General features: G+C 39.7%; 14 protein-coding genes. 4 read left to right on the top strand and 10 right to left on the bottom strand.

Annotation, left to right across the window (positions count from 1 at the left end):
• The first annotated feature begins 48 nt into the window (after positions 1-48).
• The 4 genes from ABFX33_RS25785 (at position 49) to ggt (ending at position 5216) form a co-directional block, all read left to right on the top strand.
• Positions 49-2505 (top strand): TonB-dependent receptor, encoded by a 2457-nt coding sequence (locus ABFX33_RS25785; protein WP_346089159.1) that lies wholly within the window; start codon positions 49-51, stop codon positions 2503-2505.
• A gap of 136 nt (positions 2506-2641) precedes the next feature.
• Complete coding sequence (gene dtd / locus ABFX33_RS25780; RefSeq protein ID WP_120261918.1) at positions 2642-3100, top strand: D-aminoacyl-tRNA deacylase; 459 nt, start codon at positions 2642-2644, stop codon at positions 3098-3100.
• A gap of 18 nt (positions 3101-3118) precedes the next feature.
• On the top strand, positions 3119-3445 hold the full coding sequence (locus ABFX33_RS25775; RefSeq protein ID WP_077438193.1) for a nucleotide pyrophosphohydrolase: 327 nt from the start codon (positions 3119-3121) through the stop codon (positions 3443-3445).
• A 67-nt stretch (positions 3446-3512) separates the two neighbouring features.
• A complete protein-coding gene (gene ggt / locus ABFX33_RS25770; RefSeq protein WP_428835663.1) occupies positions 3513-5216 on the top strand; it encodes a gamma-glutamyltransferase in 1704 nt (567 codons plus the stop codon).
• Between the two features lie 68 nt (positions 5217-5284).
• On the opposite strand, the gene groL is transcribed toward ggt, so the two are convergent.
• From groL to ABFX33_RS25720, 10 genes are all read right to left on the bottom strand, one after another.
• Positions 5285-6922 (bottom strand): chaperonin GroEL, encoded by a 1638-nt coding sequence (gene groL, locus ABFX33_RS25765; protein WP_120261812.1) that lies wholly within the window; start codon positions 6920-6922, stop codon positions 5285-5287.
• 116 nt (positions 6923-7038) lie between these two features.
• Entirely contained in the window at positions 7039-7314 is a 276-nt protein-coding gene (locus ABFX33_RS25760; RefSeq protein ID WP_088160030.1) for a co-chaperone GroES, read from the bottom strand.
• A gap of 300 nt (positions 7315-7614) precedes the next feature.
• Entirely contained in the window at positions 7615-8034 is a 420-nt protein-coding gene (gene secG, locus ABFX33_RS25755; RefSeq protein ID WP_346089156.1) for a preprotein translocase subunit SecG, read from the bottom strand.
• A gap of 12 nt (positions 8035-8046) precedes the next feature.
• Positions 8047-9132: a hypothetical protein gene (locus ABFX33_RS25750; RefSeq protein ID WP_346089154.1), complete on the bottom strand. Its 1086-nt coding sequence runs from the start codon at positions 9130-9132 to the stop codon at positions 8047-8049.
• A 12-nt stretch (positions 9133-9144) separates the two neighbouring features.
• Positions 9145-9660, bottom strand: coding sequence for an LptE family protein (locus ABFX33_RS25745; RefSeq protein ID WP_346089153.1), 516 nt, complete (start codon positions 9658-9660; stop codon positions 9145-9147).
• A 10-nt stretch (positions 9661-9670) separates the two neighbouring features.
• Positions 9671-10951, bottom strand: a complete 1281-nt coding sequence (locus ABFX33_RS25740; protein WP_120261816.1) for a sigma-54 interaction domain-containing protein — start codon at positions 10949-10951, stop codon at positions 9671-9673.
• A gap of 37 nt (positions 10952-10988) precedes the next feature.
• On the bottom strand, positions 10989-12425 hold the full coding sequence (gene miaB / locus ABFX33_RS25735; protein WP_120261817.1) for a tRNA (N6-isopentenyl adenosine(37)-C2)-methylthiotransferase MiaB: 1437 nt from the start codon (positions 12423-12425) through the stop codon (positions 10989-10991).
• A 244-nt stretch (positions 12426-12669) separates the two neighbouring features.
• Entirely contained in the window at positions 12670-13359 is a 690-nt protein-coding gene (locus tag ABFX33_RS25730; protein ID WP_257094794.1) for a YiaD family glycine zipper/OmpA-like lipoprotein, read from the bottom strand.
• Between the two features lie 201 nt (positions 13360-13560).
• A complete protein-coding gene (locus ABFX33_RS25725) occupies positions 13561-14316 on the bottom strand; it encodes a hypothetical protein (RefSeq protein ID WP_147420475.1) in 756 nt (251 codons plus the stop codon).
• A gap of 221 nt (positions 14317-14537) precedes the next feature.
• Positions 14538-14936, bottom strand: a complete 399-nt coding sequence (locus ABFX33_RS25720; protein WP_346089149.1) for a hypothetical protein — start codon at positions 14934-14936, stop codon at positions 14538-14540.
• Positions 14937-14940: the final 4 nt, after the last annotated feature.

The raw sequence follows: 14940 nt of genomic DNA, 5'->3' as shown, positions 1-14940 counted from the left end.
TAGTGACCCCTTTCTATGATTTGTTTAACTTAAACAAAATACATCAACATGATCAAATTTTTGATTTGTAGCGCTTTAGCTACTGTTTCTATCCAAATTGCTGTTGCTCAGCACAATTTGACGATTAAGACCGTAGACAAGAACACACAAAGGCCGCTACAAAATGCATCAGTATCCCTGGATGGACAGGCTTCTTTTACAACCAAATCGGACAAAGATGGTCTGATCAAATTGTATAATATCCAGAAAGGGAAGCATTCCGTTCAAGTTTCTTTTATAGGATATCATACTTGGACCCAAAACCTGAACATTGAGCGCGACATGCAATTGACGGTCCAACTTGATCCGAAAACAATTCGTACAGAAGAAGTACTCGTTGTATCTACCAGAGCCAAAAAGAATGCCCCAACAACATTCAAGAATATCTCAAAAGAAGAGATTTCCAGAAACAATCTAGGGCAAGATATCCCCTATCTATTGAATCAAACACCTTCTGTCCAGGTCAACTCCGATGCAGGGGCCGGCATAGGATATACAAACATGACCATTCGTGGATCTGACAACCAGCGCATCAACGTAACGCTTAATGGAATCCCACTAAATGATGCTGAAAGCATGGGCTCATTCTTTGTCAATCTTCCTGATTTCGCATCATCTACCGAAAGCATTCAAGTGCAACGAGGGATTGGAACCTCGACAAATGGTGCTGGTTCCTTCGGTGCTTCCTTAAATATTCAATCCAATACCTTAGCCGAAAAACCCTATGTTGAGCTCAATAATTCTTTCGGTTCTTATAATACCTGGAAAAATACCGTAAAGCTCGGAACCGGTTTGATCAACGACAAATTTGCTTTCAATGCGCGGTTATCTAGGATTAGCAGTGACGGTTATATTGAAAGAGCTTCTTCAGATTTACAATCCTTTTATATCGATGGAGGCTACTATGGAAAGAAACATATTTTAAAAGGGATCGTATTTTGGGGAAAAGAGAAAACCTACCAGGCCTGGAACGGTGTACCAGAGCCCTTGATTACTGGAGACAGATCCCGTATGGATGATTATGCAGATAATGGTTTATATATATCGGGGACAGAAAAAGACCGTTTTATGAATGCTGGGCGAAACTATAACCTTTATACGTACAAAAACCAAACGGATAACTATACCCAAAAGCATCACCAACTTCATTACACCAATATCCTCAGTGATAAACTCACATTGAATACCGCCTTACATTATACAAGAGGTTATGGCTACTATGAGGAGATGAGACCGGGGGATAAATTAAGTAAATATGGACTGCCAGACGTCATTATTGGTCAAGATACCATCAAAAAAACAGATCTAGTCCGTAGAAGATGGTTAGATAATTATTTCTACGGCATGACCTATGCCTTTAATTACAAACCCAACGATCAGCTTGAAATTATATGGGGCGGTGCATACAACCAATATCGAGGAAAGCACTATGGAGAGGTAATCTGGGCTCAATATGCTTCGACAGGATTTATAGACGACAAATATTATTTTGGTAAATCGCAGAAAAATGACTTCAGCAATTTCTTAAAAGTGGATTACAAATTGGATAAATGGATCCTAATGGCTGACGTGCAATACCGAAATGTAGACTACCGCATGTATGGCGATGATGATAAGGTCAAAAATTACAATTACCACCCAAAATTCAATTTTCTAAATCCCAAAGCAGGAGCAACCTACCTGTTAAATGACCATGCAAATATCTATGCTTCTTATGCCTTTGCGCAAAAAGAACCTGTCCGCAAAGATTTCATAGAGAAAAACAGCAAACTTCCAGATCCAACGCCAGAAAAAATGCAGGATATCGAAATCGGGTATAGATTCAACAACACTAAATTTGAATTTGGATTGAATGGATATGGCATGTTTTATAAAGACCAATTGATCCCAACAGGTGAGATCAGTGATACTGGTTCTCCTATCCGCCAAAATGTGAAAAACAGCTATAGAATCGGGTTGGAATTTGACGGAACCTGGAACATCAGTAAGCAATTGAACTGGAAGGCGACGGCCAGCTTCAGTCAAAACAGAATTAAGAATTTCGAAGAAATTGTGAAAGATATCAATGGTGTCAGCCCCGATACCAAAATTTTCTATTCGAAGACGGACATCGCGCTTTCCCCAGGAACTATACTCTCCAGTAACTTTGCCTACAGTCCTATTGAGGTGCTCACATTTTCTTTGCTATCCAAATATGTTGGACGACAATATCTTGATAATTCATCCGCAAAAGAAAGAAGTATTTCTTCTTATTTTGTCAACAATTTGTTGGCGAATTATAGCTTCACCGCGTTAGGCATCAAAAACATCAATGCAACTTTACAGATCAACAACATCCTGAACGAAAAGTATGAAACCAATGGCTACACCTTTGGTGGGATGGACGGCGATACCCGAAAATATTACAATTTCTACTTCCCACAGGCACCTACAAATTTTATGTTAGGCCTGAATATCAAATTCTAACAATTAAGATCCTGTATATATAAAAGCCACCTTATCTATTTAAGATAAGGTGGCTTTTCATTTTGGCACCAATAAATGCTAGATTGGATCGTGTTTGACGATGGGAATTTTTAACTTTGGTTTTATACTTTTCATTATGCGTGCAGTAATACAACGGGTAAAACATGCTTCCTGTACAGTAGACGAACAGATCACCGGCCAGATTCAAAAAGGTTTAGTGATCCTATTGGGAATAGAAGAAGCCGATACAATTGAAGACTTAAAATGGTTGGGACAAAAATTCGTTAACCTACGGATTTTTGAAGATGAGCAGGGACTAATGAATAAATCTATACTGGATATCGGTGGTAATATCTTACTGATTTCTCAGTTCACCTTATTCGCCCAGACAAAAAAAGGAAATAGGCCATCATTTATTCGCGCGGCCAAACCTGACACCGCTAAACCGCTGTATGAAGAAATGGCCAAATTGCTTTCTCAACTGATCGATCAGCCTGTTCAGCTCGGCGTATTTGGAGCTGACATGAAAATCAATCTATTGAATGATGGTCCCGTTACCATCATTATGGATACAAAAGATAAGGACAATTTTTAAACTACTTAATCCGAAAAAATGACAATCAAAGAAGCACAAGAAGTAATTGATAAATGGATCAATACAACGGGGATACGCTATTTCAATGAGCTGACAAATACTGCCATGCTTATGGAAGAAGTTGGCGAAGTGGCTCGGATCATGGCCAGACAATACGGTGAACAGTCTTTCAAAAAATCAGATAAAGAGGTTAATCTGGCTGATGAAATGGCCGATGTATTGTTTGTCTTAATGTGTCTTGCAAATCAAACGGGGATCGACCTGACCGAAGCATTGGAAAAGAACCTGCAAAAGAAATCTATCCGGGATGCAGACCGTCATAAAAACAATGAAAAATTAAAATAACACCTTTGTGTTTCAGAGGTATACAAGGTTCAATATTAATCTTACGCACAATTTTAGAGCAGATATTATGAATAAACTATTTATTTATTCGCTAATAGGAAGTTTGCTATTCGCTTCATGTTCCAATACCCGCATGCAGCTTGACGCATATAAAACTAACCCCGAGACATTCAACAAAGCGGCAGTGGTAACAGCACACCCAATAGCTTCGGAAGTTGGTGTCATGGTGCTAAAAAAGGGAGGAAATGCCATTGATGCTGCCGTTGCGGTGCAGTTTGCCCTCGCTGTAGTATATCCAAATGCAGGAAATATTGGTGGCGGTGGTTTTATGCTATATCGCAACAATAAGGGGCAGTACGACGCACTAGACTTTCGGGAAACCGCTCCTAAACAGGCTCATCGGGATATGTACCTGGATGCACAAAAGAATGTTATCCCTGATTTGAGCCTATACAGTGCGCTCGCATCGGGTGTGCCCGGTTCTGTCGCCGGTATTTGGGACGCCCATCAGAAATATGGGAAACTAGCCTGGAAAGAATTGCTCTTACCCGCAATCGAACTTGCGCGAAAAGGTTTCAAGATCAGTGAAAGGCAGGCCCGCGAGTTTGAAAGCCATAAAGAGCGATTTGTGAAGCTGAATCCCACTGGTGCCGCAATTATCAAAAATACAACCTGGAAAACTGGTGACCTATTTGTACAAGAAGATCTAGCTAATACTATCGAAAGAATCGCTAATGAAGGACGTGACGGCTTCTATAAAGGAAAAACCGCCGATCTGCTCATTGCAGAAATGAATAAAGGTAAAGGGATCATTACCCATGAGGATCTAACGAGCTATAAGGCAGTCTGGCGTGCCCCGATTGCATCGAGCTATAGAGGACACAAGGTTGTTTCTATGCCTCCACCATCGAGCGGCGGAACCTCCCTACTGGCCTTATTAAAGTCGGTTGAACAATTCCCACTTCAGCGCTGGGGATTCCAGAGGGACTCCACCATACGTGTCATCGTTGAAGCAGAACGCTATGTGTATGCAAATAGAGCAAAGTATTTAGGAGATCCTGATTTTATCAACGTCCCTGTACAACAACTGATAGATTCCACAACAAATGCCACTAAACTGAATCCGTTTAATTTCCATCAGGCAACATTGAGTAAAAACGTCAATTCAGATGTTATTCCAGGATACGAAAGTGAACAAACAACTCATTTCAATATTGTTGATGAGCAGGGAAATGCAGTTTCTATCACCACCACGCTCAATGATTCTTATGGATCTGGTGTTATCGTAGATGGCGCAGGATTTTTATTAAACAATGAAATGGACGATTTCTCAATAAAGACCGGTGTACCTAATATGTATGGTCTGACAGGAGAAAAGGCAAATGAAATTCAGCCTGGGAAAAGAATGTTGAGTTCAATGACACCTACTATTCTAGAAAAGGATGGTAAACTATTTATGGTGGTGGGGACACCCGGGGGATCAACTATTATCACTTCCGTTTTCCAAACCATATTAAATGTGATTGACTTTGGACAAAATGCACAATCTGCTGTCAGTTCGCCCCGATTCCATCACCAGTGGTTACCTGACCGCATTGATGTTGAGCAAGGTGCGATTGACACAAAACTACAGGACAAATTGACAAAAGATGGCTATGTGATAAATCCAAGAGGAACAATAGGACGTGTAGAAAATATTCTTATCCTTCCAAACGGCAAATTGCAGACCGGTGCCGATCCTCGTGGAGATGATACGGCAAAAGGATATTAAACATCAAATAAAAAGGCTCAGCTGGAATCCCAGATGAGCCTTTTTTATATCTGATAGTTTGGATGATCTTACATCATTCCACCCATACCGCCACCCATTGGAGGAGCACCAGCACCTACAGGATTTTCTTCAGCCTCGTCAGCCAATACACACTCTGTTGTCAACAACATTGAAGCAACTGAAGCAGCATTTTCCAAAGCAATACGAGATACTTTAGTCGGGTCAATTACACCTGCTGCGATTAAGTTTTCGTAACGGTCTGTACGTGCGTTGTAACCAAAGTCAGCAGTACCTTCTTTTACTTTTTGAACGATCACTGCACCTTCGATACCTGCGTTATTACAGATTTGACGCAAAGGCTCTTCGATAGCACGTTTGATAATATCAATACCGATTTGCTCATCTTCGTTTTCACCTTTAAGGCTTACCAAAGCTTCAGTAGCGCGGATAAATGCAACACCACCACCAGCAACGATACCTTCTTCAACTGCAGCACGAGTCGCATGTAAAGCATCATCAACGCGGTCTTTTTTCTCTTTCATTTCTACCTCAGTAGTAGCACCGACGTACAATACAGCAACACCACCTGACAATTTTGCCAAACGCTCTTGTAATTTCTCGCGATCGTAGTCAGAAGTAGTTGTTTCGATTTGTGAACGGATTTGAGCAACGCGAGCTTTGATGTCATCTACGTTACCACCACCGTTGATAATTGTTGTATTATCTTTGTCAACTTGAACTTTTTCAGCTTGACCTAAATAAGACAACTCCGCATTCTCCAATTTGAAACCTCTTTCTTCGGAGATTACAGTACCACCAGTTAAGATAGCGATATCTTCTAACATCGCTTTACGACGGTCACCAAAACCTGGAGCTTTTACAGCTGCCACTTTCAGTGAACCGCGGATTTTATTAACAACTAATGTTGCAAGAGCTTCACCATCTAAATCTTCAGCAATGATCAACAATGGTTTACCAGTTTGAACTTGTTTTTCCAAGATAGGCAACAACTCTTTCATGTTGCTGATTTTCTTATCGTAGATCAAAATGTAAGGGTTATCTAATTCCGCTTCCATTTTGTCAGAGTTTGTAACAAAGTATGGCGATAGATATCCACGGTCAAATTGCATACCTTCTACAGTTTTCACTTCTGTTTCAGTACCTTTTGCTTCTTCAACAGTGATAACACCATCGTTACCAACTTTTTCCATTGCCTGCGCAATCAAAGAACCGATGATCTCGTCGTTATTCGCGGAGATCGCTGCTACTTGTTTAATTTTGTTGTTGTCTTGACCAACTACTTGAGATTGAGATTTCAAGTTAGCAACAACAGCTGCCACAGCTTTGTCAATACCACGTTTTAAATCCATTGGATTAGCACCTGCAGCTACAGATTTGATACCTGGAGCAACGATTGCTTGTGCCAATACAGTAGCCGTAGTTGTACCATCACCCGCTTGATCAGCAGTTTTAGAAGCAACTTCTTTTACCATTTGCGCACCCATATTTTCCAAAGCATCTTTCAATTCGATTTCTTTCGCAACTGAAACACCATCTTTAGTAATTACTGGTGCACCGAATTTCTTCTCAATAATTACGTTACGTCCTTTAGGACCCAATGTTACTTTAACAGCATTAGCTAAAGTGTCTACACCTTTTTTAAGGGCCTCACGAGCCTCAACGTTATATTTTACTTGTTTTGCCATTTTTTTAGTATTGAGTATTGAGATATTGGTAGTGAGACTCTAATGTTAAAAGTCTGCAGCTACGGACTGCCTCAATCTTTTAAATTTTAACTTTGTAATTTAGACTTTTTAATCGCTTAGATAACAGCGTAAATATCAGACTCACGCATAATTAAGTACTCTTTTCCTTCGTAAGTAATTTCAGTACCTGCATATTTACCATATAATACTTTGTCACCTACTTTTACAGTTAACGGCTCGTCAACTTTACCAGTACCTACAGCAACTACTGTACCTTGAGATGGTTTTTCTTTTGCTGTATCGGGAATATATAACCCTGAAGCTGTTTTTTCTTCTGCTGGAGCAGCTTCTACTACTACTCTATCTCCGATAGGTTGGATACTTAATGCCATAATTAATTTACTTTTTATCTGTTATTGAATTTATTTTTATGTTATAATCGTTATAAACACATCATCTTTTATGCCAATTGTAAATAAGATGATGTATAAGACAATTTTTCACCGAAAACTTAACATGTTCACAAATAAAAGCACATTTTGCTGTCACACTGTCACTGTTTGTCTGACATCCTTACAAAACTCTGTTTACCTTCCCGACCATACTTCGATAGGTAGACTGACAAACGGCGTATAACAAAAAAGGCCTCGTCTAAATTGTAGACGAGGCCTTTTGAATTTCTTTGTTCGCAACTATTTCTTAGCTTCTTCAGTTGGCTTAGCTGCTGGCGTTGTCGCCGGAGTTTTTTGATCTGATTGCGCTGGAGCAGCTTGCTCTTGTCCTGCTGGAGCACCTGCAGGTTTCTGTGCTGGCGTACCCAAGTTCAAAGGTCCTTGTTGTTGTACTGGGGCTTCAATTTGACCACCCAAACCACCTTTAGATGTACTTGGTGATGATCCCATAATGTTAACACCCAAACTAAAAATCATAATAGCAATCACCATGATCCATGTACCTTTTTCCAAAAAGTCTCCTGTACGTTTTACGCCCATTAGGTTTGTTCCACCGGAAAAACCAGATGATAAACCACCACCTTTTGGATTTTGGATTAAAACCAAAAATGCTAAAATAATACTAGCTAATATGATAAGACCAATTAATAATCCTTGCATCTCTTTATGTAATTAATTTAATTTCTTTTCTAATTCTGTTATGCGTGCCGCAAAGTAAGCATTTTTTTCTGGATATTTCAAAACTAATTTTTCGTAAACCTCTATTGCTTTAGGATATAAACCCTGTTCGGTATATATTTTTGCAAGGGTCTCGGTCACTAGTGAATGTTGATCTTCTGAGCTTTTTCTCGCTTTATTCTCTAAATCCAATTTTTCAGCCTGCAACGGTTGGATTATAGGCTCTTCACGGATAAATTTCTCAATCACCTCATCCGTTTTGCGCGGAATCTGGAAAGAGATTGTTGTTTTCACCTCGTCGCTGAGTTTTGCCTCTGGTGATTGCAGGTGGAAAATATTTTCTCGAATCTGTTGATCCAATAGCTGGCTATCCAATTTTTCATGGATCTTTGCAATATCATCATTTGAGGGTGTCATTGGGCGCAATGGTGAATTTACATAAGGTTGGTATGTTTCAGCATACTCAAGCCTCGTCTTATGCAACCACCATAAAAAGCTATAAGGCATTGTATCATCATCATAAACTGTGACACGCTCCTGCGTATCCTCCAATGGCCGAACAGCAAGTTCAGAGTGAGCTGGCTCAACAGTTTCAGTTGACTCGATAATGGTGGCCTGTTGTTTTGCTTCACGCGAGCGAAAATAATCCTGCGCTACACCTGCTTGAATCAAACGGTCCAATTCATCTGTCTTCTCCACCTCTTCAACCTCAGTTTCCTCCTGTTCAACCTCAGTATCTACCGCCACTACTTCCTCAACGACTATACCTTCCGACAACCCATCCTCAATTTTCTCATCAAGAATGATATCTTCCAATTGGATTTCTTTTACTGCCACCATTGACCTGCTATGCATAAATTCGTACAACCAGTTTGGAGACGAAGCATACAGCAATGCAGACGATAAATTCTGAACAGGCTTGCTTTCACTAAAAACTTTACGTTCATATATAAATCGCAAACTTTGCGCATAGGGATATTTTTCAATCAAAGCCAAAATTACATCTTCATCAATAGACTCCGGATGATTGATTGCTCGAAAGAAAAGGTCGTTATTCGATAGTGGCATAGTAATATTCATCTTGGAACAGGATTACCAGTTAGCAAATGCCTTATTATAAATATCCTCTGTCAACATTTGGATAATTTCCTTACCCAAGGTCTCCTCCTGTGCACTCTGAAGATTTCCCGCGAACTCTTTGAAACGTGTAAAAGGTTGCTCAAAGTCGTCTTTAGGATTGAGCTTATTATGATAGGAGACTTTAATTGTAATCGTCATTCTATTCATCGCAGCGCGGTCTGTTCCTGCTTCAACGGCGGCTGGACTGATTGTATAGTCTGTAATGAACCCTTCAAAAGTAGCATCACCATCTTGGTTGACCTGGCTTAATCGGGATTGGTTTCGAATACGTTCCTTTAATGCCTCTGTAAAATTCTGGCTTAAAGTCGGATAAACCAAAGGTGCGATATTTTCGAAATATTGAATATTGACGGTCTTCATTCCTTCTGGAATGGATCCTCCTGTAAATCCATATTTCACACCACAACTATTCATGATGAATAGAAAAGCGGTTGTGAGAAAGGTATATAAAATTCTTCTTGACAACATGTGCAAAACCTTAGTCTAAATTTAAGTCTTTAATTTTCCGATACAAAGTTCTTTCGGAAATTCCCAATTCTTGTGCTGCAGCTTTCCGTTTCCCGCGATGTTTTTTCAAGGCTTTTTTGATCAGATCCGACTCCTTATCTACCAAAGACAAAGACTCTTCCACCTCTTGTGCATCTTGCAGATAATCGTCCTGCGCAACAGGGTTCTTCAATACATTTGCGGTATTATTATTATTCGGCGAATGTATCGTCAAGGTTGGCGCGATACCGTATCCTTCGGTATCGGATTTTATCTGTGGTTCAATTTCCTGATAGAGCTGATTGATATAAGGAGAATTTTGATCGAATGTAGAAGAATCCACACCTTTCTGGATCAACTCGACTACGAGCTTTTTCAGATCGACCATATCTTTCTTCATATCGAAAAGTACCTTATACAGGAGGTCTCTTTCGGAGAAATCTTCTTTTGCGTTATTATTGGATGTAACTATAGCTGGTAGACTCGTACGTGATTCATTTGGCAAATAGTTTTGTAGTGTATGCGCGTCAACAATACGTTCCTTCTCTAAAACGGCAATTTGTTCGGCAACATTTTTCAATTGACGCACATTACCTGGCCAGTTATAATTACGTAGCATATTTTGTGCATCTTCAGTCAGCTGCACACCAGGGGAGCGATATTTTTCCGAAAAATCAACAATAAACTTGCGGAACAATAAATTGATGTCTTCGGGACGTTCTCTGAGTGAAGGCACACGCAGAGGAACGGTATTTAGACGATAATATAAATCCTCCCTAAATTTACCTTTTTGAACAGCTTCAAACATATTGACGTTTGTCGCAGCAACCACACGCACATTGGTTTTTTGAACCTTTGATGATCCCACACGAATATACTCCCCAGATTCCAAAACACGAAGTAATCGAGCTTGTGTACCCAAAGGTAACTCTCCGACCTCGTCCAAGAAAATTGTCCCGCCATCAACTACTTCAAAATAGCCCTTACGCGCTTCATGTGCTCCGGTAAAGGAACCTTTCTCATGTCCGAATAATTCAGAGTCTATTGTTCCCTCCGGTATTGCCCCACAGTTGACCGCTATAAATGGTCCATGCTTACGGGAACTCAATTGATGGATAATATGCGAAAAAACTTCTTTACCACTACCGCTTTCACCTTGTATTAATACAGAAATATCAGTTGGAGCCACCTGCCGGGCAATATCAATCGCCCGATTTAACAACGGTGAATTACCGATGATTCCAAACCTATTTTTTATATCTTGATTATCCATAAATTTCCAGTTGGAAATAAATTTATATTAAGTTTTCTTAATCAACAATTTTACCGAGCAAGGTCGCTGACGTACATGATTCCACAAGCACATTAACATAATCCCCTTGTTTGTAACGCGGGTCTATAGGAAACACAACCAAGGCATTCTGATCATTACGACCACAGAAATCAAACTCAGATCTTTTCGAAAAACCTTCTATCAGAACTTTACAAACTTTTCCAATAAAATGTTGGTAACGATATAAGCTATGGTCACGTTGTTTGTTGATAACCTCAGTCAAACGGCGTTTTTTGACATCTTCAGGAATATCATCTTCATAGCGCTTCGCAGCTAATGTACCTGGTCTTTCAGAATAAGCAAACATGTATGCAAAGTCATATTTCACATAATCCATCATCGACAAGGTTTCCTGATGTTCTGCTTCCGTTTCTGTACAGAATCCTGTAATAACGTCAGTAGAAATCGCACAATCTGGAATAATTTTACGGATAGCATCTACACGTTCCATATACCACTCACGGTCGTAAGTACGATTCATAAGCTCTAATACCCTCGAATTCCCGGATTGTACTGGCAAATGGATATAGTTACAAACATTTTCATGTGATGCGATGGCATACAAAACTTCATCCGTGATATCTTTTGGATGTGAAGTCGAAAAACGAACCCGTAAAAGTGGGCTCACCTCCGCAACCATCGTCAATAATTTAGCAAACGTTACCGTCTCACCAGGAGTTTCTCCTTCTGCAACTGGCGCCGTATGTTTATAAGAATCCACATTTTGCCCCAATAAGGTTACCTCTTTATATCCAGCGTTGAATAGGTCTTGCGCTTCTTTCACAATAGATTGTGGGTCGCGGCTACGCTCACGTCCCCTGGTGAAAGGAACCACACAAAACGAACACATGTTATCACAACCACGCATGATTGAAATAAAGGCCGTTACACCATTTGAATTTAACCGAACGGGATTAATATCAGCATAAGTCTCCTCACGTGAAAGCAATACATTCACTGCTTTTGCACCGTCATCTACCTTATCAATTAAGTTAGGAAGATCGCGATACGCATCAGGACCTACCACAACATCAACTAATTTTTCTTCCTCCAGAAACTTCGATTTTAAGCGCTCAGCCATACAGCCAAGTACACCGACGATCATTCCAGGATTTCTGGTCTTTGCCGCCTCAAATTCTTTCAGTCGATTACGAACACGCTGCTCTGCATTCTCACGGATTGAACAGGTGTTAATAAAGACAACATCAGCTTCCTGATAATTTTTTGTCGTCTCAAAACCCTTATCCAACAAAATAGAAGCAACGATCTCACTATCCGAGAAGTTCATTTGACAACCGTAACTTTCTATATACAGTTTCCGTCCATTACTGATCTTTGGATCTTGTTCCAATAACAATGCCTCACCCTGACGAGATTCGTCGTGTTCCTTAGTTGTATGTGTTAAATCTAGCATAGCTCAATTTTCAAAGACTACAAAGTTAGAAATTAAAATCCATATAATGACAGTTTGTCAGCCAGAAATATGGTTTATACTTTGTCAAATTTCTGAAGTAAATAATTTATCTCAGCGGGGTCTGCTGGGATATTTCACAAAAAAGGCGCGGATAGAATCCACGCCTTCTGTTATTTTCGAAATTCAACAAACTCGACATTTAGAAGAGTCAAATATATCTACCCACAAAGGAGTGATTAGCTTGTTATTGACCAGCTTGTTGTTTTGCTTCTTTCTTCATTTGGTCACCAGCAACGATAACGATCTCTACGCGACGGTTTTGGGCACGTCCAGATTCTGTGTCATTACTTGCAATTGGCTCAGAGAAGTTTCTTCCTTCAGTTTTAATACGTGAAGAAGATAAACCTTTAGATACTGCAAATGCACGTACCGAATTTGCACGGTCCAAAGAAACTTTGTCATTTGCAGCTAGCGTTCCCACGTTATCTGTGTGTCCAATAACTAAAATTTCTGTCCCTTGCTCCTTATTTAATGTTGCAACTAAATTTGCAATATTATCCTTTGCAGATGTTTTTAAATCAGATTTATTGAAATCAAACAAGATACCTGAATCAAATTTCACAACAATACCTTCTGCAGATTGAGTCACCTCAGCACCTTCTACGGTTTTAGAAATCTCAGCAGCTTGTTTATCCATTTTCTTACCGATCAATACACCCGCTGCACCACCGATTGCCGCACCTGCTAATGTACCAATAGCCGTATTACCAGCCTTACCACCAATTAATGCACCTAAAGCACCACCCGCAACACCACCGATCACACCACCTTTAGTCGTATTATTTGTATTTTGGATTGTAGAACAACTTCCAAATAACATAGCCGAGGTTGCAACAGTCAAACCAAATACAGCTAATTTTCTATTCATTTTCATATCTATCTAAGACTTTTAATATTCAAATTAAATTACTGTTCATGTTAAAATCAAACAAAGTGCCAAAAGCATCCTTTTTTAACTTTTTTGTTACCATACTCCAAAAAAAGCATCACAACGTTGATAAATGAAGACGATAAGCTACAAATAATCTTGACGGTCAATGTTCACAAGAACTAACAGCATAAAATGAAAAATGTTTTATTTCTCTTGGGTCTTAACTTCAATATCAGGCAACAATGACCCTTTTGGACGTCCTTTTGCTTCAAAATCCGCTAAAGATTGCTGTACATAATTCATCAAATCATATTGGCCCCAATGTTCAGCTAGATCAAATGAGGGACGATAACGTATCATGAACGCATCTAGATCAGCACTATCCAATTTCGTTAATTTCTGGACAGCTGCCCTTGAAAAGATACGGTCTACCTGCAATTCCTCCTTTTCCCGGTCCATAAAGCGTCCAAAGCGTTTCGCATTTTTCGCCTCACGTCCAAAAAGATTATAAAGTGCAGTAGCAGGACTACCTAAATAGGTTCCAAATTTATTTTTCCCGCCATTATAGACCCCTTTTTTTGAATAATTCCCCATGGCATCATTCAACTCGGCTTCCTTAGACTTTCGTTCTACAATGACTGTTTCAAGCTTAATTCCCTCCTGCATCTCAATATAGAATTCATTCAGGTTTGTCAAAACAGTCTTTACAGGTGAAAATCCAACTTTAGTGAAAGAAAGAGAATCTCCCACAGAGGCATCTATGGTGAACACCCCAAAAGAGTTTGTCAATGCTGATCTACTCGTGCGCAAATTCAGGACCACCACATCGCCAATTCTATTGGCAGTTCCCCTTTGCATCACCATACCTGACACTTTCTGTATATGTTGGGCCTTTGCACCGAATGCCGTCAAAAGCAATATCAAGATGCCTAATAGCCCTCCTATGTGTATTCTTCTCATTGGAATATATTGTTTTATTACGCTAGTTTTCTCAGGCATTTATCTCGCCATTAGCGTCTTTTGAAAGCTATAATGTAATATCAACGACTCTAAATCCAAACGACCTGATTCTCCAGTCTGCTCATTATATCTTTTTGAATCCATCATGCTTTCAACCTATTTCGCTAAAAATAGTAATAGTTTGACAATTGTATTGTTAAAAAAGTTTAAATATTCCTTCTCTATTTATAGGGATAGAAAACAAAATTGGCACCCTCAGCAACAACGACAAACAAACACATATAATCCTTCGCAGATTTATAATTCTGAATAAAAGCAGCTTTACGATCCTCCTGAATAATATCCAATTCGACAAATTCCTCCAAAGTAGAGGCATTGATTGTCCAATTAGTTTCCAGATCCACACGATCTAAAATCACTTCCCCTACGGAAACCTCATGTTGATGTGCTACAAAAATCGGATAGGAAGAATAGCCTTCCTCTATAATCTCCATCGAAACTTCACGGATCGACTCACTATAAAAATCAAGATCTACCTGCAAACTTTTCAACGGGCTCTGCCCAGTTGATTGCGCTTCCTCATTTCTGGCTCCGCCCGAAAATAAATCCTCTACTTCCATAATA

This window comes from Sphingobacterium ginsenosidimutans (genome assembly GCF_039536865.1).
GTDB lineage: Bacteria > Bacteroidota > Bacteroidia > Sphingobacteriales > Sphingobacteriaceae > Sphingobacterium > Sphingobacterium detergens.
The sequence above is the reverse complement of the archived record's forward strand: the minus strand, read 5'-3'. Positions and strand labels throughout refer to the sequence as shown.

Bases quoted from the DNA above. Each gene is read 5' to 3' on its own strand.
- ABFX33_RS25775 (WP_077438193.1), top strand. From the start codon at position 3,119: ATGACAATCAAAGAAGCACAAGAAGTAATTGATAAATGGATCAATACA.
- ABFX33_RS25730 (WP_257094794.1), bottom strand. From the start codon at position 13,359: ATGAAAATGAATAGAAAATTAGCTGTATTTGGTTTGACTGTTGCAACC.
- ABFX33_RS25725 (WP_147420475.1), bottom strand. From the start codon at position 14,316: ATGAGAAGAATACACATAGGAGGGCTATTAGGCATCTTGATATTGCTT.
- ggt (WP_428835663.1), top strand. From the start codon at position 3,513: ATGAATAAACTATTTATTTATTCGCTAATAGGAAGTTTGCTATTCGCT.
- miaB (WP_120261817.1), bottom strand. From the start codon at position 12,425: ATGCTAGATTTAACACATACAACTAAGGAACACGACGAATCTCGTCAG.
- ABFX33_RS25745 (WP_346089153.1), bottom strand. From the start codon at position 9,660: ATGTTGTCAAGAAGAATTTTATATACCTTTCTCACAACCGCTTTTCTA.
- ABFX33_RS25750 (WP_346089154.1), bottom strand. From the start codon at position 9,132: ATGAATATTACTATGCCACTATCGAATAACGACCTTTTCTTTCGAGCA.
- groL (WP_120261812.1), bottom strand. From the start codon at position 6,922: ATGGCAAAACAAGTAAAATATAACGTTGAGGCTCGTGAGGCCCTTAAA.
- dtd (WP_120261918.1), top strand. From the start codon at position 2,642: ATGCGTGCAGTAATACAACGGGTAAAACATGCTTCCTGTACAGTAGAC.
- secG (WP_346089156.1), bottom strand. From the start codon at position 8,034: ATGCAAGGATTATTAATTGGTCTTATCATATTAGCTAGTATTATTTTA.
- ABFX33_RS25740 (WP_120261816.1), bottom strand. From the start codon at position 10,951: ATGGATAATCAAGATATAAAAAATAGGTTTGGAATCATCGGTAATTCA.
- ABFX33_RS25785 (WP_346089159.1), top strand. From the start codon at position 49: ATGATCAAATTTTTGATTTGTAGCGCTTTAGCTACTGTTTCTATCCAA.
- ABFX33_RS25760 (WP_088160030.1), bottom strand. From the start codon at position 7,314: ATGGCATTAAGTATCCAACCTATCGGAGATAGAGTAGTAGTAGAAGCT.
- ABFX33_RS25720 (WP_346089149.1), bottom strand. From the start codon at position 14,936: ATGGAAGTAGAGGATTTATTTTCGGGCGGAGCCAGAAATGAGGAAGCG.